This window comes from Emticicia sp. SJ17W-69 (assembly GCF_051209875.1).
GTDB lineage: Bacteria > Bacteroidota > Bacteroidia > Cytophagales > Spirosomataceae > Emticicia.
This window is the reverse complement of the sequence record NZ_JBNTQY010000001.1, coordinates 997,091-1,022,764: the sequence shown is the minus strand read 5'-3', so window position 1 is coordinate 1,022,764 and position 25,674 is coordinate 997,091. Positions and strand designations below refer to the sequence as shown.

At 35.4% G+C, this 25,674-nt stretch carries 20 protein-coding genes; 11 read left to right on the top strand and 9 right to left on the bottom strand.

Annotated elements, in window-relative coordinates; genetic code table 11:
- Nucleotides 1–5: 5 nt before the first annotated feature.
- The 9 genes from ACQUQZ_RS04465 to dapA all read left to right on the top strand — a co-directional run bounded on the left by ACQUQZ_RS04465 (nucleotide 6) and on the right by dapA (nucleotide 12,272).
- Nucleotides 6–2,423, top strand: a complete 2,418-nt coding sequence (locus tag ACQUQZ_RS04465) for a hypothetical protein (protein WP_435353552.1) — start codon at nucleotides 6–8, stop codon at nucleotides 2,421–2,423.
- A gap of 82 nt (nucleotides 2,424–2,505) precedes the next feature.
- The gene (rhaM, locus tag ACQUQZ_RS04460; RefSeq protein WP_435353551.1) at nucleotides 2,506–2,820 is read left to right on the top strand and encodes an L-rhamnose mutarotase; all 315 of its coding nucleotides are present in this window, start codon (nucleotides 2,506–2,508) and stop codon (nucleotides 2,818–2,820) included.
- An 11-nt stretch (nucleotides 2,821–2,831) separates the two neighbouring features.
- On the top strand, nucleotides 2,832–4,184 hold the full coding sequence (locus tag ACQUQZ_RS04455) for a glycoside hydrolase family 88/105 protein (RefSeq protein WP_435353550.1): 1,353 nt from the start codon (nucleotides 2,832–2,834) through the stop codon (nucleotides 4,182–4,184).
- 112 nt (nucleotides 4,185–4,296) lie between these two features.
- On the top strand, nucleotides 4,297–6,216 hold the full coding sequence (locus tag ACQUQZ_RS04450) for a glycoside hydrolase family 88 protein (protein WP_435353549.1): 1,920 nt from the start codon (nucleotides 4,297–4,299) through the stop codon (nucleotides 6,214–6,216).
- Nucleotides 6,217–6,486: 270 nt separating this feature from the next.
- Nucleotides 6,487–7,887, top strand: coding sequence for a glucuronate isomerase (gene uxaC, locus ACQUQZ_RS04445; protein ID WP_435353548.1), 1,401 nt, complete (start codon nucleotides 6,487–6,489; stop codon nucleotides 7,885–7,887).
- A gap of 134 nt (nucleotides 7,888–8,021) precedes the next feature.
- On the top strand, nucleotides 8,022–9,314 hold the full coding sequence (locus tag ACQUQZ_RS04440; protein WP_435353547.1) for an MFS transporter: 1,293 nt from the start codon (nucleotides 8,022–8,024) through the stop codon (nucleotides 9,312–9,314).
- A gap of 74 nt (nucleotides 9,315–9,388) precedes the next feature.
- A complete protein-coding gene (locus ACQUQZ_RS04435) occupies nucleotides 9,389–9,820 on the top strand; it encodes a nuclear transport factor 2 family protein (protein WP_435353546.1) in 432 nt (143 codons plus the stop codon).
- Nucleotides 9,821–9,959: 139 nt separating this feature from the next.
- Nucleotides 9,960–11,234, top strand: a complete 1,275-nt coding sequence (locus ACQUQZ_RS04430; RefSeq protein ID WP_435353545.1) for a serine hydrolase domain-containing protein — start codon at nucleotides 9,960–9,962, stop codon at nucleotides 11,232–11,234.
- A 153-nt stretch (nucleotides 11,235–11,387) separates the two neighbouring features.
- Complete coding sequence (gene dapA / locus ACQUQZ_RS04425; RefSeq protein WP_435353544.1) at nucleotides 11,388–12,272, top strand: 4-hydroxy-tetrahydrodipicolinate synthase; 885 nt, start codon at nucleotides 11,388–11,390, stop codon at nucleotides 12,270–12,272.
- 158 nt (nucleotides 12,273–12,430) lie between these two features.
- Here the strand turns inward: dapA and ACQUQZ_RS04420 are convergent, their stop codons facing one another.
- The 7 genes from ACQUQZ_RS04420 to ald form a co-directional block, all read right to left on the bottom strand.
- Nucleotides 12,431–13,342: a YihY/virulence factor BrkB family protein gene (locus ACQUQZ_RS04420; RefSeq protein WP_435353543.1), complete on the bottom strand. Its 912-nt coding sequence runs from the start codon at nucleotides 13,340–13,342 to the stop codon at nucleotides 12,431–12,433.
- A 64-nt stretch (nucleotides 13,343–13,406) separates the two neighbouring features.
- Nucleotides 13,407–14,588, bottom strand: a complete 1,182-nt coding sequence (locus ACQUQZ_RS04415; protein WP_435353542.1) for an MFS transporter — start codon at nucleotides 14,586–14,588, stop codon at nucleotides 13,407–13,409.
- Between the two features lie 3 nt (nucleotides 14,589–14,591).
- Complete coding sequence (locus tag ACQUQZ_RS04410) at nucleotides 14,592–16,910, bottom strand: penicillin-binding protein 1A (RefSeq protein ID WP_435353541.1); 2,319 nt, start codon at nucleotides 16,908–16,910, stop codon at nucleotides 14,592–14,594.
- A gap of 150 nt (nucleotides 16,911–17,060) precedes the next feature.
- Nucleotides 17,061–18,020, bottom strand: coding sequence for a glycosyltransferase family 2 protein (locus ACQUQZ_RS04405; RefSeq protein WP_435353540.1), 960 nt, complete (start codon nucleotides 18,018–18,020; stop codon nucleotides 17,061–17,063).
- 108 nt (nucleotides 18,021–18,128) lie between these two features.
- Entirely contained in the window at nucleotides 18,129–18,839 is a 711-nt protein-coding gene (locus ACQUQZ_RS04400) for a tRNA1(Val) (adenine(37)-N6)-methyltransferase (RefSeq protein ID WP_435353539.1), read from the bottom strand.
- 87 nt (nucleotides 18,840–18,926) lie between these two features.
- Nucleotides 18,927–19,556, bottom strand: coding sequence for a ribonuclease H1 domain-containing protein (locus ACQUQZ_RS04395; protein WP_435353538.1), 630 nt, complete (start codon nucleotides 19,554–19,556; stop codon nucleotides 18,927–18,929).
- Nucleotides 19,557–19,674: 118 nt separating this feature from the next.
- Nucleotides 19,675–20,787 carry an alanine dehydrogenase gene (gene ald / locus ACQUQZ_RS04390; protein WP_435353537.1) on the bottom strand — a complete coding sequence of 371 codons (1,113 nt, stop codon included), beginning with the start codon at nucleotides 20,785–20,787 and terminating at the stop codon, nucleotides 19,675–19,677.
- A 276-nt stretch (nucleotides 20,788–21,063) separates the two neighbouring features.
- Between ald and ACQUQZ_RS04385 the strand changes: the two genes are divergently transcribed.
- Complete coding sequence (locus ACQUQZ_RS04385; RefSeq protein ID WP_435353536.1) at nucleotides 21,064–21,522, top strand: Lrp/AsnC family transcriptional regulator; 459 nt, start codon at nucleotides 21,064–21,066, stop codon at nucleotides 21,520–21,522.
- A 76-nt stretch (nucleotides 21,523–21,598) separates the two neighbouring features.
- Here ACQUQZ_RS04385 and ACQUQZ_RS04380 read toward each other — a convergent pair whose 3' ends face one another.
- Complete coding sequence (locus tag ACQUQZ_RS04380; protein ID WP_435353535.1) at nucleotides 21,599–22,279, bottom strand: response regulator transcription factor; 681 nt, start codon at nucleotides 22,277–22,279, stop codon at nucleotides 21,599–21,601.
- 145 nt (nucleotides 22,280–22,424) lie between these two features.
- Nucleotides 22,425–23,675 carry a sensor histidine kinase gene (locus ACQUQZ_RS04375; protein WP_435353534.1) on the bottom strand — a complete coding sequence of 417 codons (1,251 nt, stop codon included), beginning with the start codon at nucleotides 23,673–23,675 and terminating at the stop codon, nucleotides 22,425–22,427.
- A 368-nt stretch (nucleotides 23,676–24,043) separates the two neighbouring features.
- Here ACQUQZ_RS04375 and ACQUQZ_RS04370 point away from each other — a divergent pair, with 368 nt between their 5' ends.
- Entirely contained in the window at nucleotides 24,044–25,663 is a 1,620-nt protein-coding gene (locus ACQUQZ_RS04370) for a sodium:solute symporter family transporter (RefSeq protein WP_435353533.1), read from the top strand.
- Nucleotides 25,664–25,674: the final 11 nt, after the last annotated feature.

Sequence of the window (25,674 nt, the reverse complement as noted above, 5' to 3'; positions counted from 1 at the left end):
AAAACATGTTTGAGAAACATCTTTTAAATATAATCAAAAGCAAACCAATCTTTACAGTTTTTTTAGGGCTGTTTATAAATATTGGAATGGCTTGTGATGCACAAAGCTTGGTACAAGACTCACTAAAAAATCAGTTTAACACTTATCAGACAAATACTCTACAAGAAAAAATCTTCATTCATACCGACAAAGATTTTTATCTAAATGACGAAATATGTTGGTTTAAGGTCTATTGTGTAGATGCCTTTTTTCATCAACCACTCGCCATTAGTAAAATAGTTTATGTAGAAATTCTTGATAAAAACAACAAAGCCATTTTGCAAGAAAAAGTACCTTTAGAAGACGGTTTTGGCAATGGTTCACTAAAAATTTCTCCATTTTTAAGTTCGGGTAAATACAAATTACGAGCCTACACCAATTGGATGAAAAACTTTAGTGCCGACTTTTTTTTCGAGAAAACCTTAACCATCATTAATTCAAAGCTGATTTATGAAGGAGATAGCTCGCCACAAAATGATAAGGTCGAAATTGTTTTTTTTCCTGAGGGTGGCAACCTTGTCAACGGATTACAGAGCAAAATTGCTTTTCAAGTATTACAAAATGGAAAAGGTGTGCCGTGCAATGGTATTATTCTTAATAAAAAATCAGATACACTTACTCGATTTTCGAGCTTAAAGTTTGGTCTTGGAAACTTCATTTTTACACCAAATTCAGGACAAAATTATAAAGCAGTATTTTTATTAGATAATGGCACAAAAATAAGCCAAGATTTGCCCATTGCATTCGCCGACGGCTATGTCATGCAGCTTTCGGAAGCCAATAATAATCAAGTCAACATCACGGTTCGGGCAAAAAAAAGTGAAACTATTTATCTTTTTACGCACACGAGAGGTGTTACAAAATCAGTCCAAAGTGCCCTCATTCAAAATGGAAATGCCAGCTTTTTAATTGATAAAAATATATTGGGTGATGGCATTTCTCATTTGACGGTTTTTAATGCCAAGCATCAAGCTGTTTGCGAAAGGCTCTATTTTAAATATCCTAAACAACAATTTAACCTAGATTTAGCTTTAGATAAACAAATTTATGAAACCAGAAAAAGCATAAATCTCCACATAAAAGCAAAAAATCAGGACGAAAAACCTGCATCAGCAAATTTATCAATGGCAGTCTATCAAATTGATTCGCTGCAAACAATCGATGAACTCGACATCAATAATTATTTGTGGCTAAGCTCCGATTTGACAGGAAAAATCGAATCTCCTGCCTATTATTTCAGCAATGCAGGAATAGGTAAAGAGGAAGCCATTGATAACTTAATGCTAACGCATGGTTGGAGAAGGTTCCGCTGGGAAGAAATATTACTAAACCCAAAACCAACATTTGAGTTTACGCCAGAATATGTGGGTCATATCATCAATGGAAAAATTATAGAAACACGTACTGATTTGCCAGCAAAAGGCATCGAAGGATTTCTGTCGGTAGCTGGCACTCGTACGCAACTTCGTATAGCATTGAGCGATACAAATGGACATATAAAGTTTGATATGAAAGACTTTTATAATAATGGAGAAATCATCGTTCAGGTCAACAACCAAAAAGACAGTTTATACAACATAGAGATAGCGAGTCCATTTTCTGAAAAATACACAAAACATTTGCTTCCTAATTTCTCACTCAGTCGAATAAATGAACGAGATTTACTCAACCATACTATTGGCGTACAAATTCAAAATGTTTATAGCAACAAACAACTCAATCAATTTACTATACCAAACATTGATACTACCGCATTTTACACTAAGCCTGACGAGACATACCTCCTCGATAATTATGTAAGATTTCCAACCATAGAGGAAGTATTAAGAGAATATGTAACACCTGTTTTGGTAAGAAAAAGAAATGACCGATTCCACTTATATGGCTATGATTTATTGAAAAGTAAGTTTTTCGATTCTGAACCTTTAGTGATTTTAGATGGAATGCCGATTTTTAATACTGATAAACTCATGAGCTATAATCCTCTCAAAATAAAAAAGTTAGATATTATTTCTCGGCAATATCATTTTGGTAATATGTCATTCGATGGCATTCTAAATTTCGTTACTTACACAGGCACGCTGCCTAATTATCATCTTGACCCACAAACAACTATTATAGATTACGAAGGCTTGCAAAGGCAGCGAGATTTTTATTCGCCTATATACGATACTCAGCAAAAACTTGAAAATAGATTACCTGATTTTAGAAATGTTTTATACTGGTCACCAACCATTATAACCAACGAAAACGGAACACAAGACCTAACTTTTTATAGTTCAGACCTCGTAGGCAAATTTGTAGCAGTCGTACAAGGTCTTACAAAAGACGGCAAAACAGGGAGCAAAATAATACCATTTGAAGTAAAAAAGCAGCATCAGTAACCTTTAATTAATCTATTGGGAAAGATATACTAATTGATCATTTTAGATAGTAAAAAATAAAAAACATTCAACCATCAAATATATGCACCGTTTAGGATTTAAAATGAAACTTCATGCTGGACAAGCAGAAGAATACAAACGTCGCCATGACGAATTATGGCCAGAGCTTGGTCAAGTTTTAAAGAACGCCACTGTAAGCGATTATTCCATTTTTTTGGATGTTGAAACCAATATTCTCTTTGGCACTTTGAAAGTTGAAGATTTGGATAAATTCAACCAAATTCCACATAATCCAGTTACCAAACGTTGGTGGGCATACATGGCCGACATTATGGATGCGAATGCTGATAATTCACCAGTTAGCAAAGATTTAAAAGATGTTTTTTATTTAGCTTAAATATTACCCTAATGATTAAATTAATTCAAAAACCACTCATTTTTGCTGCATTTTGTAGCATAAATTTAGCTTTTGCTCAAGTACAAGCTCCTGCTTCTACTTTACATTCTGAAACATTGCATACAGCAAAACCCGATTATCCTACGCCTTATGGAAACCCAAAAGTTGAAGAGGTTACACAAGTTTTAGGTCGAGTACGTAGTTATTTAGATGCAGTAACACCCACAAAGGTTATCAATAAAATCACGAAGGAAGAAATTACAGATTTCTCGAAAATTGATACAAATGCAACGGTTTACCGTGGAGATTTTAGTTTGACAAGCTATGAATGGGGTGTAACTTATGCAGCAATGTTGGCAGCTGGAAAAGCAACAGGCGACCCACGTTTTGCACAATATACGACTCAACGTCTTAATTTTTTAGCAGAACTTACGCCAATCATCAAAGCTAAATTTCCAATTAGTTCAGGTATGCCGCTACGTCAAATCATTGCTCCACACGCATTGGATGACTGCGGAGCAATGTCTGTATCGATGATTAAGGCTTTGCGTGATGGTTTGGTAAAAGAAAATGTTCGTCCTTTGATTAATAATTACCTCAATTATATTTATACCAAAGAATACCGTTTGACAGATGGTACATTGGCACGTAATCGTCCACTAAAAAATACCCTCTGGCTCGATGATATGTTTATGGGCGTGCCTGCTTTAGCACAAATGGGAAAACTCACAGGAGATAAAAAATATTATGACGAAGCCGTGAAGCAAATTTTGCAGTTTTCTAAACGAATGTTCAATAAAGACTTAGGAATTTTTATGCATGGTTGGGTAGAAAGCATGGAAACTCATCCAGAATTTCACTGGGGTAGAGCCAATGGCTGGGCAATCTTGACAATGACTGAAGTGTTGGATGTATTACCAAAAGATTATAAAGGTCGTGCCGAAATATTAGCTCTTTACAAAGCACACGCCAAAGGATTGGCCGCTCAACAAACTGGCACAGGTTTCTGGCATCAATTGCTTGATAAAAATGACACTTATTTAGAAACTTCGGCAACGGCAATTTATACTTATTGTATTGCAAAAGGTATCAACGAAGGCTGGCTCGATGCTTCCACTTATGGGCCAATGGTTTTATTAGCGTGGAACGCTGTTGCAACCAAAGTTACTGAAAAAGGGCAAGTTGAAGGTGTATGTGTAGGTACTGGAATGGGTTTTGAACCAGCTTTTTATTACTATCGTCCAGTTAATGTTTTTGCTGCTCATGGTTATGGACCCGTATTATTTGCTGGTGCAGAAATTATTAATTTAATCAAAAACAAAAAATTCGCTTTAAATGATAGTGCGATAATGTTGAGTAAATAAAACCCCTCCCCTAACCTCTCCCCAAAAAGGGAGGTGAATATATAGCCCTCCCCATTTTCAGGGAGGGTTGGTTGGGTAAATTAACAATTCGATTACCAAAATTCCATCAAAAATGAACGCTAAAAAACTACTTCTCTGTTTAACTGTCCTTATTTTAAACTTGCCTTCAGAGGGAGCTTTCGCCCAAAAACCCTATTCTGTTCAAATGGCAGAATCTTTTATGACATGGCACAAAGATTCTATTGCTGTGAAAGAAGGTAAACCTGCTGCTTGGGACTATGAACAAGGTTTAATGCTAAAAGCCCTCGAAAAAGTTTGGTATCGCACAGGTGATGGCAAATATTTTGAGTATATCCGCCATGATTTAGATCGCTATGTGCAGAAAGATGGTAGTATCCGTACCTTCAAGTACGATGATTATAATTTAGATAATATTCCAACGGGTCGTGCTTTATTGATGCTGGCTCAACAATCTCAGCCAGATAAAGAAAAATACCAAAAAGCTGCCGATTTACTTTGGAAACAAATCGAAAATCAACCTAAAACGAATGAAGGTGGTTATTGGCACAAAAAACGTTATCCTTACCAAATGTGGTTGGATGGACTTTTCATGTGCGAACCTTTTGCGGCAGAATATAGCAAGATTTTCAATAAACCTGAGCATTTCAATGACATTGCTAAACAATTTGCTTTGATTGAAAAATATGCTGTTGATGCCAAAACAGGCTTAGTTTATCATGGTTATGATGAAAGTAAAGAACAAAAATGGGCAGATAAAAAAACAGGGCTTTCACCACATTTTTGGAGTCGAGCGATTGGTTGGTACGCTATGGCATTAGTCGATGTGCTTGATTATTTTCCAGAAAACCATCCAGAAAGAGCCAATCTTATTAAATACCTACAACGCCTCGCTCCTGCTTTGGTCAAATACCAAGATGCAAAGTCTGGTGTTTGGTATCAAATGACTTCACAAGGTAATCGCAAAGGCAATTATTTTGAAGCATCGGGTTCGGCAATGTTTGTTTATACACTTGCCAAAGGTGTTCGCAAGGGCTATTTACCTGCTACTTATTTAGCCGCTGCTAAAAAAGGTTACGCAGGAATGTTGAAAGAATTTGTAGAAAAAGAAGCCAATGGCACTATCAGCTTTAATAAAACCGTAAGTGTAGGCGGTTTGGGCGGAACGCCTTATCGTGATGGTAGCTATGAATATTATTTGAGTGAACCAATTAAGAAGAATGATTTGAAAGGTGTTGGTCCATTTATTTTTGCAAGTGTAGAAATGGAAATCGCTTCAGAAAATTCATTGGGCAAAGGTAAAACTGTTGCCGTTGATAATTACTTCAATCATGAATTTAGAAAAGATTTGAATGGCAACCAAGAGCCTTTTCATTATACTTGGGAAGACCGTTTGCATTCTGGATTTTGGGTATGGGGGCAGATTTTCAATGAGTTAGGAGCAAAAACTGCTACTATTTCAGCCGCTCCAACCGCACAAAATCTCAAAGGTATTGATGTTTACATCATCGTTGACCCTGATACAAAGAAAGAAACAGCTAAACCAAATTTTGTAGAAAAGTCTGATATTCAAGTAATTAGCAATTGGGTAAAAGCAGGTGGTACATTAATAATGATGGCAAATGATACTGCTAATTGTGAAATTCCACATTTCAATGAGTTAGCAAAAGCATTTGGTGTTGAATTTACCAACAAGAGTCGAAATATGGTACAAGGTACACAATGGGAACAAGGTCGTGTAGATATTCCAGCAGGAAACCCTGTTTTTAAAAATACAAAAACTGTTTATATCAAAGAATTGGTAACACTTAATGTACACGCTCCAGCAAAATCAATTTTGAGCGAAGGTGGCGACAATATTATTGCTACTGCCAAAGTTGGTAAAGGAAGTGTATTCATCGTAGGCGATCCGTGGCTTTACAACGAATACACCGATGGCCGAAGAATTCCAATCATTTATGAAAACTTTAGTGCTGCCAAAGATTTAGCAAAGTGGGCTTTAGGAGTGAAATAATTTTATTAAGATTCTATAAGATTTGACAACTTTTATAAAAGTTGTCAAATCTATGTTTCCTTAAAATTGAGCATCTATTAAAAAAATGATGAAAAAATCACACTTAGAGAAGGTCTTTATCAAAATAGTATTAAAAAAAGAAATATTATAGCAAAATAAATAAAATAAACTCAATAGTTTTGCTAATCGAATAAAGTCGATAGTCCACAGACCAAAGACGATAGTTTTTTACACTATATATTTAAGTGAATTGCAAACAGCCTTAGAGATATGAAACCGTTTTTAGACGAAGATTTTTTATTACAAACCAAAACTGCTCGTACACTTTATCATGAGTATGCGAAGGAAATGCCTATCATTGATTATCACAATCACCTACCACCTGACCAAATTTTGGGCGATAAGGTTTTTGAGAATATTACCCAAGTTTGGCTTTATGGCGACCACTACAAATGGAGAGCCATGCGAACCAACGGTATCAATGAAAAATACTGCACAGGAGCTGCGTCTGACTACGAAAAGTTTGAAAAATGGGCAGAAACAGTACCTTATACACTCCGTAATCCTTTGTACCATTGGACACATTTGGAGCTACAACGCTATTTCGATGTGAAAGAAGTATTGAATCCTGAAAGTGCAAAAAGGATTTACGAAGATTGTACAGCAAAAATTCAAACACCTGACTATTCTGTAAGAAATTTGTTAGGAAAAATGAATGTTAAAGTGGTGTGTACAACCGATGACCCACTTGATTCACTTGAGTTTCACCAAGCATATAACAAGCAAGAAGGCACCAATGTAAGAATGTTACCTGCCTTCCGTCCTGATAAATTTATTTTGATAGAAAACCCTAATTTCGCAACTTACATTCAGAAATTAGGTGCAATCGTCAATTTTGAAATCAATACTTATGAAGATTTATTAAAAGCACTCCGTACTCGTGCAGATTTCTTTGCGAGTGTTGGCTGTCAATTATGCGACCACGGTTTGGAGCAATTATATGCTGCTGATTTTACTCAAGAATTGGCAAATGCAGCTTTTCAAAAAGCTATTTCGGGCAAAACACTTAGCTCAGAAGATGCTTTAGTTTTCAAATCAGCTATTCTTCATGCTTTGGGCGTAATGTACCATGAATTAGGTTGGACACAACAATTCCATTTGGGAGCTTTACGCAACAATAATACTCGTGCTTTGCGAGTTTTAGGGCCTGATACAGGTTGGGATTCTATCGGAGATTATTCGCAAGCCATCGCTCTTTCTAAGTTTTTGGGCAGACTTGACGAACACGACCAATTAGCTAAAACCATTATTTATAATCTCAATCCAGCCGATAATGAAATCATTGCAACGATGATTGGGAATTTCAACGATGGTTCGATCGCTGGGAAAGTACAATTTGGCTCAGGTTGGTGGTTTCTTGATCAAAAAGATGGCATGGAACGACAAATCAATGCACTTTCCAACATGGGTTTATTGAGTAGATTCATTGGAATGCTAACCGATTCAAGAAGCTTCTTATCATTCCCACGCCATGAGTATTTTCGTCGAATTTTGTGTAATATTCTTGGAAATGATATAGAAAATGGTGAAATTCCGAACGATATTAAATGGACAGGTCAAATCGTTCAAAATATCTGCTATAACAACGCCAAAGATTATTTTGGATTTTAAACACTGGCTTTTAGCGATTAGCGATTAGCACTTAGCTTTTAGCTAAAGAATTGAACATTTTTAAGTTTCTTTTTTAAGGCTAAAAGCTAATCGCCAATAGCTAACAGCTAAGATTATTCAACCCTAAAAAATATATGGAAAAAATCGGAAAGTATCGCTGGACCATTTGTAGTCTGGTCTTTTTTGCAACCACAGTCAACTACCTTGATAGGCAGGTAATTAGTCTTCTAAAATCTGTTTTATCAAAAGACTTAAAATGGGATGATGGCGACTATGCCAATATCGAAATTACATTCAAAATCTTTTATTCATTTGGTATGCTCATTGCGGGCAATATTGTTGATAAGCTTGGAACTAAAAAGGGCTATGCTTGGGCAACTGGATTGTGGAGTTTGGCTGCCATTGGACATGCTTTTGCCAATTCGGCTTTTGGCTTTATGATTGCTCGTGCAGGTTTAGGACTTACAGAAGCAGGAAATTTCCCCGCAGCCATCAAATCAACGGCAGAATGGTTCCCTAAAAAAGAAAGGGCATTGGCCACTGGTATTTTTAACTCTGGGACTAATATCGGAGCAATTGTTGCACCTTTAACAGTTCCATTAATTGCAGTTTATTGGGGATGGCAATGGGCATTTATTATCACAGGTTTGATTGGTTTTATTTGGTTGGTTTTGTGGCAAATTTATTATACTTCACCAAAAGATTCTAAAAAACTCAGCAAAGCTGAATACGATTATATCCATTCTGACAAAGAAGAAGAGGAAAATATTAAAAACGAAGAAAAAGTGCCTTGGATCCAGCTTTTAGGCTTTCGTCAAACATGGGCCTTTGCTTTAGGGAAATTCTTGACCGACCCAGTTTGGTGGTTTTATCTTTTCTGGTTACCTGATTTTCTACAAAGCGAATATAAACTTTCATTGATTGAAATCTCATTTCCCGTTGCAGTAGTTTATATCATTTCTACTGTTGGAAGTATTGGTGGTGGGTATTTACCATTGGCATTTATCAATAAAAATATGCCTGTTTTCAAAGCACGTAAAACTTCAATGTTGATTTTTGCTTTGTTTGTTTTACCAGTTATTTTCTCACAATTAGCAGGAAAAGTGAATATGTGGTTAGCTGTTTTAGTCATTGGTATTGCAGCGGCAGCACACCAAGCTTGGAGTGCTAATATCTTCACAACCGTATCAGATATGTTCCCTAAAAAAGCTACGGCTTCAGTAGTAGGTATCGGCGGAATGGCAGGTGGCTTGGGAGGTATCTTACTAACTTGGGCTGTACAAAAAAATATGTTTGTTTATTATCGCAGTATCAATCAAATCGAAACGGCTTATTATATTATGTTCGCCATTTGTGCAGGAGCTTATCTATTGGCATGGCTCATCATGCACTTATTAGTACCAAGAATGAATAAAGTTGATATTTAATCACTTTCAAAAAACCTGTAAGTTCTTTTTCAGATGGGTCGCCCAGACCTTACAGGTTTTAACTCTATAAAACTATGAAAAATATATTAATTTTAGTATTATCGCTCATCATTGGTCAAGCAGCCAATGCCCAAAATCTCAAAGCTGATATTGAAGCTCTTGAACACAAACGTTTTGCAGCACAAGTATCAAAAGATTTTGATTTTCTTGAAAAAATCTTTGCTGATGATTTAGTTTATACGCACTCCAATGCAAAGGTCGATAACAAAGTTTCTTACATTGCTTCCATCAAAGAAGGGAAAAGTGTGTATAAAAGCGTGGATTTACAAGAAATTAGTGTGAGGGATTATGGAAAAATCGCAGTTGTCAATGGTAGAGCTTTAATTGAGCTTGGTTCAACTGATGGCAAACCAAATATCCTAAATTTACGCTACACGGTAGTATATGCTAAAAATGGCAAAAAAGGATGGCAAGTCAACACTTGGCAATCAACTAAATTGCTGTAAATTGATTTCGATTTAAACAAGAGGAATTAGTCATAAGACAAGAGATATAAGATTTTAACATCTTTTGTCTTTTAACTACTGCCGTTGCCTGTGTCTCCACAGGCAACTTTTTTATTATATTTGTGAAAACAAAATCATCATGAAAAAACTATCTATTTTAATCTCCTTCCTATTTCTATTCCTTCTCACGGGCGTAAAAGCTCAATTACCACAAACACTCACGTTTGCAAAAACACCTGAAGAAGTAGGCTTTTCGAGCGAACGTTTACAACGATTAGACACGCATTTTCAAGAGATAATTGATAAAGGAATAGCACCAAACATTGTTACTTTTATAGCAAAAAAAGGCAAAATAGTTCATTACAAAGCTTTTGGCTACAATAATCTTGAATCAAAAACAGCTTTAAAAAAAGATGATATTTTCAGAATTGCTTCCCAATCAAAACTCATTACAACAGTTGGGCTTTTAATGCTTTTTGAACAAGGCAAGTTCTTTTTAGATGAACCCATTTCAAAATATATTCCTGCCTTCAAAAACCCAAAGATTTTGGTCAGTTTTGATGAAAAAGATCATAGCAAATACATCACTCGTCCAGCAAAATCAGAAATCACCATTCGACAATTATTGAGCCATTCGGCGGGTATTCCTTATGAACACGCTTTGCAAGATTTGCCAGAATTTAAAGTGCCATTTTTCTGCTCAACAGAAAAAGATTTATTGAAGGATGTAGTTGATAAAATTGCAGCTCGCCCACTCGTTGCTGATCCAGGAACCCAATTTGTTTATGGTCTTAATACTGATGTACTTGGTCGCCTTATCGAAGTGCTTTCAGGAATGTCCTTTGATGAATATTTACGCAAAAAAGTGCTTGACCCATTAGGAATGAATGATACTTACTTCTATCTTCCTGATGCTAAAGCTTCACGTTTAGTAGAACTTTATTCAAAAGGTAATGTAAATGACAAATTGAGTGTCCATGAAAACGAATCTTATCGAAAATATGCTATTTCGGGTGCAAAAAGCTATTTTTCAGGTGGAGCGGGACTGCTAAGTACAATTGAAGATTATGCAAAAATGTGTCAATTTATATTAAACAAAGGAGAGTTTAATGGAAAAAGATTATTGAGTCGTTCGACGGTAGAAATCATGGGGCGTAACCAGATTGGGGAAAGTTTTGTATGGGACAGGCAAGATAAATTTGGCTTAGGTTTACAAATTATTACCCCAGAATCTCACTACGGAGATAATGCCACTGCTGGTTCACTCACTTGGGGCGGAATGTACTGCTCAGAATATACCATCGACCCAAAAGAAGAAACCATTATGTTGGTTTTTACCAATGTTCATCCTTATGCACATTATTCCGAAATTGTACGTAAATTCAGGATTTTGGTTTATCAAGCAATGTTTTAAGAATTTGTCTAAGCAAAAATTAAAATCTTATTCATCTAATAAATCTTTCGATTCGTGCTAAATTAATATTTTATAGAAACTTTTCAAGCAAGAATCTTTCTTTAATACAATTTTCTACCGAATTTTACGACTCGAAAAAATAACAATAATATAATGGAACATCCATTGATGGGCGTTGGTGTCGCTCTTATTACACCATTTGACCAAAATCATGAAATTGATTACGATGGTTTTCGTCGGCTACTTGAATTTACAAGTGGAGGTGGTGTAGATTATTTCGTTGTACAAGGAACAACAGGTGAAACTTCAACTACTACTTCGCAAGAAAAAGCTGATTTATTGAAGTTTACAAAAGATAATAATACTAAGAATCTCCCAATTGTTTACGGTTTAGGGGGAAACAATACCAGAGTAGTACTCGAAACCATCAAAAATACAGATTTAACTGGTGTCACAGCCATTTTATCAGTTTGCCCATATTACAATAAGCCTTCTCAAGCAGGTTTAATTGCTCACTTTACAGCTATTGCTGACGCATCGCCAGTTCCAGTATTATTGTATAATGTACCTGGACGTACAGTGACACACATACAAATTCCAACGGTTGTGGAGTTAGCTAAACACCCCAATATTATAGGGATCAAAGATGCTGGAAGCATTGAAAATGCGATTGAATTGGCCAAACGTTGTCCAAAAGATTTCTTGTTATTGTCAGGCGATGACAATCTCGTTACGGCCTCAATAAGTATTGGTTTTAGTGGTGTTATTTCGGTAATTGCCAATGCTTTCCCAAAAGAATTTGGAGAAATGACTTGGGCTGCCTTAAAAGGCGATTTTGATAAAGCCGCTTCTCTTCAACATCGCTTTGTAGATTTTGATACATTATTATATACTGAATCAAATCCAGTTGGTATTAAAAAATGTTGCGAAATAAAAGGTATTTGTAGCTCAGAAGTCAGATTGCCATTAGTAAAAGCCTCTGACGAACTTGGCAAAAAGCTAACAAAAGCAATGAATGACGAAAGTTTTTGGAAATAAATGATTGTAAAATATTTTTCATAAAAAAATCCGTAAGCAACAGCTTATGGATTTTTTTATGAAAACGTGTTCAAAAACTAAATATAAAAAATGAGTAAATTGTATCGCTAAGAGGCTAATAGCCTTTTTCTAATAAAATCTAAAAGCTATTTAAACTATTAATTTCTTAACTTCTTATCATCATCTAATGCACCATGCACCATTAAAGCATCTCTTACAGAAATATTTATTTCAAAACCCAAAATCAAAATCAAAGCAACTAAATAAAGCCAAACCATCAGTGCAATAAGTGTTCCGATAGAGCCGTAAAGTTTATTATAGGAGCTAAAATTAGCTAAATAAAATGAAAAAAGATTTGTTACCAAAATACCTAAGACAGAAGCTACTAATGCACCAAAACTAAAAAACTTTAGTCTTTTATGCACAGCGGGGGCAAAATAATAAATCATACAAATTCCTAAATAAAAAATTACGAATGTTCCTCCGAAGCGAACAATTTGAAGCAGATAAAAGTTGAAATTTTCATTCAAAAGTCCTTTGTCAAAGAGGAAATCAATCAGAATCGTGCCTATAACTAATATCAAAATTGCACAAATCAAGACTACAATTAATAAAACTGTCAAAAATAATGCTATCATTCTTGCCCTAAAGTAAGTTCTTTTTTCACGTACTTTTAAGGCCATATTAAAAGCTCCCATCAACGACATCATGCCATTGGTTGCCGCAAAAACAGTAAAGAAAAAACCAAATGAAAGTATATCACTTCGCTTACGACTTACAATATCTTGAATAGTGTAAGATGTATTTTCATAAATCCCCTTTGGCATCACATTACCCAAAAACTCCATAATTAAGCGGTCGAGATGTTCGATTGGTATATAAGGAATTAGCGTAAATAAAAAGATAACCCCAGGAAAAACTGCTAATAAAAAACTATATGAAACTGCGGCTGCTCGTTGGTCAATATCAAATACAATAAGCTTTTGCCAAAGGATTTTTAGCACATGATACAGTGACACGGTAGTGTCCCAGAGATAAATACTTTGGAGGAATTTAATGACTCGTTTCAATGAAAAATCAAATGTTGATTGACAAAGATGGTGATTTTTAGGGAAATTTGGTAGAAAAATCTATTTATTGCTTATAAATTCTCTTTCCACTCGCCCATAAACCTATCAAAGAGCCAAAGCTTAGTAGCCAAAATACAGTCAGGTTTTCAGGAAATTTTCCCAATACAAAATCCATCAATTGAATAGAAACAATTGTAATCGCAAAGCCAATGCTCGTCACAAGTGTAATAATGCTTCCACGCCGCTCGGGCAAAGCAAAACGTGAAACTAATGTAGAAAATTGAGGAGAATCTCCCACAACTGTAATGCCCCAAATACCCATAAGCGTAGAAAAAGCAAACAAAGAAAAGTCAACACAAAAAGGTAAAATCAAGCAACAAATTCCTGAAATTAAAAGTTGAATTAAAGCGACTTTTCCACTACCAAATTTCAGTGAAAGGATTCCACCACCCCAACAACCGAGAAATCCAACAACAATGGTCACAAAAGTTGTCAATGGTATATTTATAACATATTCTTGGTGAAAGTGAGCATAAATCTTCCAAATTGCAGGTAAAAATGCCCAAAATGTATATAATTCCCACATATGACCGAAGTAACCAAAAGCGGCAGCACGAAGTTCGGGAAGTCTAAAAATTGCAGTTAATGCCTTTATTGAAAATTGATTTCGTTGTAAAGGCAGTGCTTTATCGGGTGAAAGTGACCAAAGTAAAAGTCCTCCAATGAGTGAAACGAGACTTATCCAAAATAGAAATTCTTTCCAAGGTATTTCAAAACTAATACCCTTCAACAGATAAGGAAATGACTTACCAAGTACCAAAGCTCCAACCAAATAGCCCATTGCTCGACCTAAATCTTTGCCATACCAATCGGCAGCAATTTTCATCCCGATTGGGTAAATTCCTGCCAAAAAAAGCCCAGTAAGAAAACGACTTGATAAAACAAAAAATGGGTTAAGAGGCAAAAAAGTCATACTCAGATTGGAGATAGCTCCAAAAACTGCACAAATTAGAAAAAGCCTTGTGCTTAAAACTCGCTCAGGGACAGCTAAAATAGCATTGAGCAATGTGCCAATTATAAATCCTAATTGAACAGTTGATGTCAACCATCCACCTAATTTTACACCCAATTCTGCTTCAATTTGTCCCGCTATTGCATTACCTGAAAGCCAAAGCGTAGTTCCTGCAAATTGTGCAAAAACCAAGACTATTAAGAAATAAGAAGGTCGTTTTTCAATCGCATTCATTCCCTACAACTGATCATCATCAGCAGGTTTTGCCGTTGGTGGTGTATATTTTTGAGTTGAATCAATATAAGCTCCTTCGCCCGCAGTAAATACACAATCACCAGAAATCGAAACAGTTGAGGGCTTCAAGAAACTACCTTTTTTATAATCTAAGGTTTTATCGGCATAAACCTTCTGGAAAAACATTCCCCAAGTTGGCATCGAAAGTCTTGCACCTTGTCCTAAATTAATATCTCTAAAGTGAATAGTTGGGTCGTCACCACCTGTCCAGCCGCCTGCTACGAGCGTTGGAGTAATACCCATAAACCAACCATCTGAGAAGTTTGAAGTAGTACCCGTTTTGGCGGCAATTTCATTACCATCCAATACCCCATATCTTCCCAATCCTGCCGCAGTACCTCCTGGCATGGTTGCTCCACGCATCAAGTGAATCATCTTATAAGCAGTTTCTTGACTGATTACTTCTTTGCTATCAGAATAATATTCTTTAATTATTTCTCCATTTTTATCTTCTATTCTGGTCACAAATATTGGTTCAGTATATTTCCCCTGATTGGCAAAAACACAATACCCCGACATCAACTCATATAACGAAACATCGCCAATGCCTAAGCATATTGCTGGTACTTCAGGCAAATCACTCTTAATTCCTAATCTATGGGCATATTTGATAACATTAGATGCTTTAAATTGATTGATTAGGAAAGCACTCACAGTATTGATTGATTGTCCCAAAGCCTGACGCAGCGTAAGCGAACGATACGAATATTTTCCATCAGAGTTTTTGGGAGTCCAACTACCTCCAGGAATTGGGATAGTGATAGGTTGGTCAACCACTTGTTCACAAGTCGAAAATCCATTATCAATGGCAGTTACATACACAAATGGCTTGAAAGTCGAACCTGGTTGACGTTTACCTTGATAAACATGGTCGTATTTGAAATATTTGTAGTTTATACCTCCAGCCCAAGCCTTGATATGTCCATTTCGAGGATCCATCGCTAAGAAACTCGAATGCAAGAAATATTTATAATGTCGAATTGAATCCATTGATGAAAGCACAGTATCACGTTCTCCTTGCCAAGTAAAGACTCGCATTTTCGCAGGTTTATTCATTTCTCGCCAAACCTTGTCCAAATCACCATCAAATGCTTCTTTTAACTCACGAAAACGGGGTGTAGTTTTGGCAATATTCTCTATGAAATTAGGTATTTCGACATATCTCCCCTCTTTTGTTTTAGATTCTAAAACCCAAGGATTTCCTTTCCCTTTCCAGTGAGCATAAAATTTCTTTTGCTGATCTTTCATATTTTCTCGCAAAGACTCTTCAGCATAAGCCTGCATGTGCGAGTCGATGGTCGTATAAATCTTATAGCCTTTTGTATTAATTTCACTTTCACTATAACCTTCTTTTTTTAACCAATCTTTCAAGAACTGTCGGAAATATGGAGCCGGTCCAGAATTATGACTTTCGGGCGAGTAACTTAGTATAATTGGCTTCTTTTTCAACATTTCGCCTTGTTCAAGCGAAATTTTGTTGTATTTGACCATTTGATCAAATACAATATTGCGACGAGTTCTTGCTGCTACGGGATGAAGTTGAGGATTAAATCTTGAAGGATTTTGACACATTCCAACCAACATGGCAGCTTCTTCTTGATTCAAATCGCTTGGGTCTTTCTTGAAGTATGTTTTTGCCGCCGATTTTATACCTAAAGCGTTACTGCTAAATTCAACAGTATTTAGATATTTTTCCATGATTTCTTGCTTGGTATAACGTCGCTCCAACTTAATGGCCGTAATCCACTCTTTGGTTTTAATGAGCAATTGGCGTAAACCTGGCACATAATAAAGTGGCCCTTTATAGAAATCTGTTTCACGAAGCTTGAATAAGTTTTTGGCTAATTGCTGTGAAATTGTACTCCCTCCTCCTTTACTTTGGCCTGTTAATACACCCGTAATCGCTCGCAAGGTACTACGTGCATCAATGCCCGAGTGAACAGTAAAACGCACATCTTCGGTCGCAATAAGGGCATTAACCACATTAGGAGAAAGCTCATTAAAATCAATTGGGCTACGGTTTTCGTAGAAAAATTTAGCGAGAACTTTACCATCTGAAGAAATAATTTCGGTAGCAACATCACTTTTCGGATTTTCAATATCTTCCAAACTTGGCATTTTCCCAAATAGCCAAAAAAGATTGAAGTTGACAGCAATCAAATAAATAATGAAGGCAATAGAGCCATATTTGGTAAATTTCCAAAATTTGGAAATGATGTTGTGGTACTTACCTTTTTCTAATTCAGGAAGGGATACTTTCATTTTTATTAGGTCAAAACAATTACGAATTTAGAACTACGAATGTAGAATTAAGAATGCTGTCATCTACATTTAACATTTGTTTTTATGAAAATTGAGTTTTCAACTCAAAATCGCACGGGCGACCCCGTCAGAACTCAGCATTCAGAACTTTTATACTTCTTCCTCAATCAAATATTCATCTTTCTTGAAGTTTTGTTTGACAAATAATTCGCCAATAAATCCTGCTAAAAACAACTGTGTCCCGATAATAATTGCTACTAAAGCAAGAAAATATAGAGGATTATCAGTAACATTTCGATAGCGTAAACCTTGGCTAATATTGTATAGTTTCTCGAAAAGTAAATAGATTGCCAAACAACTCCCAATGATAAATGAAAGCACGCCCATCGTACCAAAAAAGTGCATCGGCCGACGACCAAATTTATTGACAAAAGCTACCGTTAGTAAATCAAGAAAACCGAAAATAAAACGTTCAAGTCCAAATTTTGTTGTTCCGTATTTACGAGCTTGGTGTTGTACTACTTTTTCACCAATTTTTTTAAAGCCATTCCACTTCGCAATAATCGGAATGTTGCGGTGCATTTCGCCATAAATCGTAATACTTTTCACAACTCTTGATTTATACGCCTTCAATCCACAATTAAAATCATGCAATTGTACCCCCGAAACCCAACGTGAAATACCATTGAAAAGCTTAGTCGGAAGTGTTTTTGTCAATGGGTCATACCGCTTTTTTTTCCAACCAGAAACCAAATCAAAACCATCTTCTTTTATCATGCGATAAAGTTCTGGAATCTCATCTGGACTATCTTGTAAATCAGCATCCATCGTGATCACCACCTCACCTTTTGTCTGTACAAAAGCGGTTTGAAGGGCTGCCGTTTTTCCATAATTACGAACAAACTTAAATCCTCTAACTGCTTGATTATTAGCTGATATTGTCTTAATTACTTCCCATGATTCATCACTACTTCCATCATCAACAAACAAAATTTCGTAAGAAAACTGATGCTGTTTCATTACCTTCACAATCCAATCATGGAGTTCGGGTATCGATTCAGCTTCATTATAAAGCGGTATAACAATTGATATTTGAAGTGGTTGGTTCATAGGAAAGCAACTTTAGCTATTAGCCGTTAGCGATTAGCTTTTAGCAAAATGGGTTTGGTCTTATATAAGTTTTTTTAAGCTAATAGCTATATGCTAAACACTAACAGCTCAAAATATCAAATAATAATCTTTCAATAATATTCTAAACTTTTCGGAATAAGTTTTGCTATCTTTTTCGTGAATTACTAACATTTCTTCTTGATAATCAAGTGTTTGTATGTTTTGAAAAGTAGCAATTACTCGAAAAATTGGTTTTGATTCATCATGCTGAATCAAAATTTTTTTTGACAAATATAATTCTTTTTTTCGTGCTAATTGTATCAATTTTTCTACTTCGAAAGGTGGCAAAAGTACCACAAACCTACCCTTAGGTTTCAATAAACGTGCAACTGCATCAATTAATGCCTCTAAACTCAGTTCAACTGCATGATGTGCTTTGTTTGCTCTTACATCAGCCGACTTCAATGATTTTTGATAAAAAGGTGGATTAGAAATGATTAAATCATAACTATTCAGAGAATCAAATAATTTAATATCTTCGTGAAAAACGCTAATTTTATCACCAAAACTACTTTCTGAAACATTGCTAATAGCCTGACTATAAGCATCTCCATCAATTTCAACTGCATCAATTTTAGCTTCACTTCTTTGAGCCAGCATTAAAGATAAAAGCCCTGTGCCTGTTCCAATATCCAAAATATTTTTCACATGATCAACATCAGTCGAAGCTCCCAAAATACACGCATCCGTGCAAACCTTCATCGCACAACGGTCTTGGTGAATCGTGAAATGTTTGAATGTAAAAAAGTTTTTTGGCATAAATTCAACGAGTGAATGACCGAATTAATGAATGAGTGAAAAGTCAAACATTGATAAATTTGTTCACTGATAACAGTTCACTGAAACTTACTTCCTACCAAAATCAGCAGGATTTTCGCCCCAATAATCAGTTTCCCATTTTAGTACTTTATTGGGATATGTATTTTCCTGCAACCACTTTACTGCACGTTCCAATAATTCAAAAACTTCTGAATTTCCTGCTCCTTCTTCTAATTTTGTATTGGCTTTTTTATTTTTTACCCAACTGATTGCTGTTCGAGAATCCGAATAAATCGGTAAGGAAGAATTGTGTTTTTTCAAGTGAGCTAAAGCATGAACGATCGCCAAAAATTCACCAATATTATTGGTAGCTTGTGGAAATGGTCCTTTATGAAAAAGTCGTTCCTTGGTTTTCAAATAAAACCCTTGGTATTCCATATCTTTTTTTACTGAATTCCAAGCTGCGTCAACTACAACTGACTCTACATTCGGAGGAGGAAATGCCGATTTTGGAAGTTTTGTTTGTTTTTGTTCTGCTTTCTGAACATGTTTCCAGTAATTTTCTTCCAAAGCCTTTTCTGCTTCGCTTTTTGAATCGAAAGCCTTGTACTTTGCTCCTTGAACACCTTCAACCTGTTTTTTACAGTCATCCCATGAGTCATAAACTCCTTTTTTTCGACCTTCCCAAACGGTATAAAATTTTTGTTTTTTCGCCATTTTGCAAAATTGCAGAAATTTGTTGTTTTTGAATGAAGATTTTGGCGTTTTTTTCAAAAAACAAAAAACCCTTTCTCAATCAAGAGAAAAGGTTTCGTATTTTTGGTGGTGAAGTGTATTATAAAATTGCATCAACTTCGCTCAATTCTAAGCCCCACGCATCGGCAACTCCTTTGTAAACTATCTTGCCATTCGCCACATTAAGTCCTTTCTTCAATTCTTCATTTTCATTACAAGCTTTTTTCCAACCTTTATTTGCTAATTGTAAAGCATAAGGTAGAGTAGCATTGGTCAATGCCAATGTAGAAGTATATGGTACTGCACCTGGCATATTAGCTACACAGTAATGCACGATGCCATCAATCACAAATGTAGGGTTTTCGTGTGTCGTTGGTGTACATGTTTCAATACAGCCACCTTGGTCAACAGCTACGTCAACTACAACTGTTCCTGGACGCATCAATTTCAACATATCTCTTGTAATGAGGTGAGGAGCTTTAGCACCTGGAATCAATACCGCACCAACAACCAAATCCGCTTCTGCTATGGCGGCACTAATATTATAATGATTCGACATGATTGTCGTAACATTTGGTGGCATGATGTCAGACAAATAACGCAAACGAGGCAAACTTACATCCATGATCACTACTCTTGCCCCTAAGCCAGCTGCCATTTTAGCTGCTTGTGTTCCTACGATTCCACCGCCTAAAACCAACACTTTTGCTGGCGGAACCCCTGGAACACCTCCTAATAAAATACCTTTGCCACCCGATGGTTTTTCTAAATATTTAGCACCTTCCTGAATCGCCATACGCCCCGCTACTTCCGACATTGGTACCAATAATGGCAAGCTACGATCTGACTTCTCAACTGTTTCATAAGCTAAACAAACTGCTCCACGCTCAATCATGGCATGAGTCAATGGTTCTGAAGAAGCAAAATGAAAATAAGTAAATAATAATTGGTCTTTCTTGATGAGTGGATACTCAGAAGCAATAGGTTCTTTTACTTTTATGATCATTTCTGCAATGCCATATATATCCTCAATGGTTGGCAAAGTTTCAGCACCTGCATTTACATATTCGTCATCATTAAAACCGCTACTTTCTCCTGCACTTGCTTGAACGTATACTTTGTGTCCATGCTTTTTCAATTCTGCAACACCTGCTGGTGTGAGAGCAACACGATTTTCGTTGTTTTTGATTTCTTTTGGTACGCCGATTATCATTTCTTAAAGTTTATTTGATGAAGTGTAATTGTTCTCCGCTACGACAGACAGATGGTACGTAACGGAGATTTAATATTTTATATGAAGTGTAATTGCACCACAAAATTAATGTATTAAGAAAATATTATGGCTATATTTAATAAAATAAGAAATAATTATTTTAAATTATTATTTTTATAGAAACAATTTCTTTTATTAAAGTTTTTTATATTTGTAGAAAGAAAAATATTCTGAAAAAATATTCTAACATTCAATCAATCTATCATTCAACATTACATGATTCTCGACGAAACCGATAAAAAAATCTTACGCCTCTTACAAGAAGATGCCCATGCAACACTGAAAGATATTGCCAAGCAAATCAATCTTTCGCTCACACCAGTCCATGACCGTGTGAAACGTTTAGAACAAGAAGGAATTATTGAAAAATATGTAACGATTTTGAATAAAAAGAAATTGGGAAAAAACTTGACAGTTTATTGCCAAGTGACACTTATTAAACAAACACATGATACGGCAGAGGGTTTTAATCAACTAATTTTAGATTTACCCGAAGTAGTAGAGTGTAATTTTGTATCAGGAAGTTTTGATTATATGCTCAAAATAGTAGTGCCAGACATGGAAAGTTATCATCAGTTTCACCAATTAAAACTTTCAGTTTTGCCCAGTATCTCACTGATTCATAGTTTTTTTGTCATGTCAGAGGTGAAAAGTACAACAGTGTTGCCTATTTAGGGATTAGGTTTTAGGACTTAGGTCTTAGAAATTTTCCGTTAGATAAAAAACTTGTTTTTCATTTACGCATTTATTTTCAGCATGCAAATCGAAAACCTATTCCGTGTACATTTTCAATTTTTATAGAAGCATCATCGGCAAGCATTTTTCTTAGACGAGTCACAAAAACATCAAGACTTCTGCCCAAGAAATAATCATCACGCCCCCAAATGGCCGTTAAAATCTCATCTCGCTTGATAACTTGGTTTTTTCTTTCGCACAGAAATTTCAATACTTCAGCCTCACGATGTGTTAATTGTTCTGTTTTGGTAGTAGATTGAAGTGAAAGTTGCTGATAATCAAATGTATAAGTTCCAATTTTCCAATTACCTACTCCACCAACTACTTTGCTTACTTCTTTACGTTTCAAAAATATTTTAATTCTCAAACTCAGTTCTTCAATACTAAAAGGTTTTGTAACATAATCATCTCCACCTATTTTAAGTCCTGTAATGCGGTCTTCTTGCATGGTTTTAGCCGTCAAGAAAATAATCGGAACTTGTAGGTTTTGTTTTCTTATCTTTTCTGCCAACGAAAAACCGTCTAATTCGGGAAGCATTACGTCTAATAAACAAAGGTCGTATTTTTCTTTGCTAAAACTTTTCCACGCATCTTTTCCATCTTGAAAATGAACGATTTCATAACCTTCGAGTTCGAGATTATCTTTAGTCACGAAACCCAAATTTGGGTCATCTTCTACGTACAAAATTTTAGGCATTAGTTCAATTTATGAATAATGAGTGACGAATAACGATTTACGAATTTTTATTACAATAATATCCTTTAAAATATATTACAATCCAATAAGTAAGAATTACGGTTAGTGAGATAAAATTCGTCATTCATAAATCGTAATTCGTCAATCAAAGTGGCATTGTAACTTTAAATGTACTTCCTTTTCCTACTTCACTTTCTACACTTATTTGCCATTTATGAGCTTTAATAATCTCATTCACATAACTCAAACCCAAGCCAAAACCTTTTACATTATGCAAATTACCAGTAGGAACTCGGTAGAATTTTTTAAAAATTTTATCTATACTTTCTTTCGGAATACCAATGCCACAGTCGCTCACAGAAAAAACAAGGGTTTCTCCAATATTTTCTGTTTTCATACAAATATTTGGTGGTTTCTTTGAATATTTTATCGCATTTTCGAGTAAATTTCTGATTAGGCTTAATAATTGTGTACGGTCGGCGTAAATACTTGATTTTGAAGCATTTAGTTCGATTTTTAGGTGATCTTCCAACTCTGCCTGAACGCCTTCAGTAACCTCATTAATCAAACTATGCAATTCTTGCAATTGGATATCCAAATTCATCTTACCTCGCTCCAGTTTGGCGGTATTTAGCACCGTTTCTACCTGAGTTTTCAAACGATTATTCTCTTGACGAATAATCTGGACATATTTTTTCAAACGTTCGGGTTGCTCTATTATTTTCGCTTGGCTTAATACATCAGTGGCGATTCGAATCGTCGAAATAGGTGTTTGAAATTCATGTGTCATATTGTTTACAAAATCTCTTTGCACTTCACTTAAACGTTTTTGATGCAAAATCACAAACATAGCATAGCCAAAGAAAACTGTAACAACCAATGTAATCAATGAAGAAATTAACCAAATATCCAAGCGACTTGCCAAATAGCTGGTTTTGCTTGGGAAGCGTACACCAAAATAATTAAGATATTTATCGGTTTTAGGCAATGGCTTGCTTGTCACTCCGCCTTCTTCAAAATTTGATTTAATATAGGAGCCATAGACAATTTTTTCAGTATTGCAGTCATAAATACCGAATTCAAAGTCTGTATTTAGATTTTGTTTCTTAAATTCATCTTTTAAGTAATGCTCCAATATATCCTCTTGTAAAGGAATACGCAGGTTTACGACATAATAGTCGGAAGAAAGTTGGCTTACTGGATTCTCAAATTTTGATAGTTTATAGAGCGTAGAAATCCTGTTCGCCACATTTCGCAATGAAATCATTACTGTTTGACGAAATTGTTGTTCTTTAAGGTCGAAAGCACTTTTGACCCAGTAGGCTTGCACAGCAAGAATCCCCGTAATCGAAAGCGTACCCAGCAAAATCAGGAGCCTGATTGTATTTCTGTTCAAAACGGGACAGTTTTTTTGTAAAATTATAAAAAAGAACTTTGAATATCAAGAATTTTAAAATTTGTTACTAAATACCTTGTTAATTATAGCTCTTTTGTTCTTTTTCAGAAGTCTAGATTGATATTTATTTCATTGATAAAATATTGATAAGCAGTTATTTAAACTTATAATGATTTATATTCTCAACGTCGGTTTTATAAATCAACAATTCTAATAATATACTCAATCCTATCATGAACAAACGCTAAGAATACTTAATTTCTTGTAAAAGCCATTATTTTTCTTTGAAAAAGCAAATTTTTTACCTTAATTTGTTAATATAAAACTAAAAATGTATTTTTGACACTTAATAATTAACCCTAAGCACTATGCAAAAATTACAAACAATTGATTATTTGGTTTTTCTCTTTTACTTTATTGTTGTGGCTGGATATGGTTACTGGATTTACAACAAAAAGAAATCGGCACAAACTTCTACTAAAGACTTCTTTTTGGCCGAAGGGTCACTTACTTGGTGGGCAATTGGTGCATCTTTGATTGCATCAAATATATCAGCCGAACAAATGATCGGTATGTCGGGTAATGGTTTTTCTATGGGCTTGGGTATTTCGACTTACGAATGGATGGCAGCAGCTACCTTAATTATCGTAGCGGTATTCTTTATGCCTATTTATTTGAAGAACAAGATTTCAACTATGCCACAGTTTTTGAGCCAACGTTATAATAAAACGGTGAGTTTGATTATGGCTATCTTTTGGCTATTGTTATATATAATGGTAAACCTTACTTCTATTTTGTATTTAGGTGCATTAGCGGTATCAGGTATCTCTGGCTTAGAATTTTATACTTGTATGATTTTCTTAGCTATTTTTGCTATCATCATTACCATCGGTGGCATGAAAGTTATTGGTTATACTGATGTAATTCAAGTATTTTTCTTAGTTATTGGAGGTTTGGCTGCTACCTATTTGGCTGTCACACTGGTATCATCAAAATACGAATTAACCGGACTTGTCAATGGCTTCAAAATGATGACTCAAAACCATGATGACCATTTCCACATGATTTATCCAAAAGGAAATCCAAATTATATGTCGCTCCCTGGGCTAACGGTACTTTTTGGTGGCATGTGGATTGTTAATTTAAATTATTGGGGTTGTAATCAATACATCACACAACGTGCTTTGGGTGCAGATCTCAACACTGCTCGTAATGGTCTATTGTTTGCTGCTTTTCTTAAATTGCTGATGCCAGTAATCGTTACTTTGCCAGGTATTGCAGCTTATGCTCTCTATCAAAAAGGAATGTTCCAACAAGAAATGCTTGGTGTTGATGGTACTTTCAACCAAGACAGAGCCTATCCTGTATTATTAAACTTATTACCAATCGGACTTAAAGGACTTTCATTTGCAGCTCTTACAGCAGCAGTGGTGGCATCTTTGGCTGGTAAAGCCAATAGTATTTCAACTATCTTTACTTTAGATGTTTTCAAGCCTTATTTTGCAAAAGATATGAGCGAAAAACAATTAGTATTGGTAGGTAGAGTAGTCATTATTATTGCCATGATATTAGCAATTGTTATTTCTCCTTTTATGGGAATTGAGAAAAAAGGTGGTTTTCAATTTATTCAAGAAATGACAGGGCTACTTTCTCCTGGTATTTTTGCTGCATTTATTATGGGCTTTTTCTGGAAAAGAACCAATTCGGCAGGAGCATTTTTTGCAATTGTAGGCGGGTTTTTAATTGCTTTATCAATGCACAACAACTGGCTTCCAGGTGCAGATTGGACTCAAGTACCATTTTTAGATCGTATGGGCTGGGTATTTGTAATATGTATTACGGTCATGTTTATTTTGAGTTTAGTCCTACCTGATGAGAAAAAAGGCTTAGAAGTGGATGCTTCTATGTTCAAACCATCTACTGGCTTTACAATTGGAGCAACGATCGTTATCCTTATTATTATTTCTCTTTATACTTATTTTTGGTAAATAGTGCGAAA

What these genes read in the sequence shown, in the direction of transcription:
- ACQUQZ_RS04465 (WP_435353552.1), top strand. Translation starts at nt 6, where the DNA reads ATGTTTGAGAAACATCTTTTAAATATAATCAAAAGCAAACCAATCTTT.
- rhaM (WP_435353551.1), top strand. Translation starts at nt 2,506, where the DNA reads ATGCACCGTTTAGGATTTAAAATGAAACTTCATGCTGGACAAGCAGAA.
- ACQUQZ_RS04455 (WP_435353550.1), top strand. Translation starts at nt 2,832, where the DNA reads ATGATTAAATTAATTCAAAAACCACTCATTTTTGCTGCATTTTGTAGC.
- ACQUQZ_RS04450 (WP_435353549.1), top strand. Translation starts at nt 4,297, where the DNA reads ATGAACGCTAAAAAACTACTTCTCTGTTTAACTGTCCTTATTTTAAAC.
- uxaC (WP_435353548.1), top strand. Translation starts at nt 6,487, where the DNA reads ATGAAACCGTTTTTAGACGAAGATTTTTTATTACAAACCAAAACTGCT.
- ACQUQZ_RS04440 (WP_435353547.1), top strand. Translation starts at nt 8,022, where the DNA reads ATGGAAAAAATCGGAAAGTATCGCTGGACCATTTGTAGTCTGGTCTTT.
- ACQUQZ_RS04435 (WP_435353546.1), top strand. Translation starts at nt 9,389, where the DNA reads ATGAAAAATATATTAATTTTAGTATTATCGCTCATCATTGGTCAAGCA.
- ACQUQZ_RS04430 (WP_435353545.1), top strand. Translation starts at nt 9,960, where the DNA reads ATGAAAAAACTATCTATTTTAATCTCCTTCCTATTTCTATTCCTTCTC.
- dapA (WP_435353544.1), top strand. Translation starts at nt 11,388, where the DNA reads ATGGAACATCCATTGATGGGCGTTGGTGTCGCTCTTATTACACCATTT.
- ACQUQZ_RS04415 (WP_435353542.1), bottom strand. Translation starts at nt 14,588, where the DNA reads ATGAATGCGATTGAAAAACGACCTTCTTATTTCTTAATAGTCTTGGTT.
- ACQUQZ_RS04410 (WP_435353541.1), bottom strand. Translation starts at nt 16,910, where the DNA reads ATGAAAGTATCCCTTCCTGAATTAGAAAAAGGTAAGTACCACAACATC.
- ACQUQZ_RS04405 (WP_435353540.1), bottom strand. Translation starts at nt 18,020, where the DNA reads ATGAACCAACCACTTCAAATATCAATTGTTATACCGCTTTATAATGAA.
- ACQUQZ_RS04400 (WP_435353539.1), bottom strand. Translation starts at nt 18,839, where the DNA reads ATGCCAAAAAACTTTTTTACATTCAAACATTTCACGATTCACCAAGAC.
- ACQUQZ_RS04395 (WP_435353538.1), bottom strand. Translation starts at nt 19,556, where the DNA reads ATGGCGAAAAAACAAAAATTTTATACCGTTTGGGAAGGTCGAAAAAAA.
- ald (WP_435353537.1), bottom strand. Translation starts at nt 20,787, where the DNA reads ATGATAATCGGCGTACCAAAAGAAATCAAAAACAACGAAAATCGTGTT.
- ACQUQZ_RS04385 (WP_435353536.1), top strand. Translation starts at nt 21,064, where the DNA reads ATGATTCTCGACGAAACCGATAAAAAAATCTTACGCCTCTTACAAGAA.
- ACQUQZ_RS04380 (WP_435353535.1), bottom strand. Translation starts at nt 22,279, where the DNA reads ATGCCTAAAATTTTGTACGTAGAAGATGACCCAAATTTGGGTTTCGTG.
- ACQUQZ_RS04370 (WP_435353533.1), top strand. Translation starts at nt 24,044, where the DNA reads ATGCAAAAATTACAAACAATTGATTATTTGGTTTTTCTCTTTTACTTT.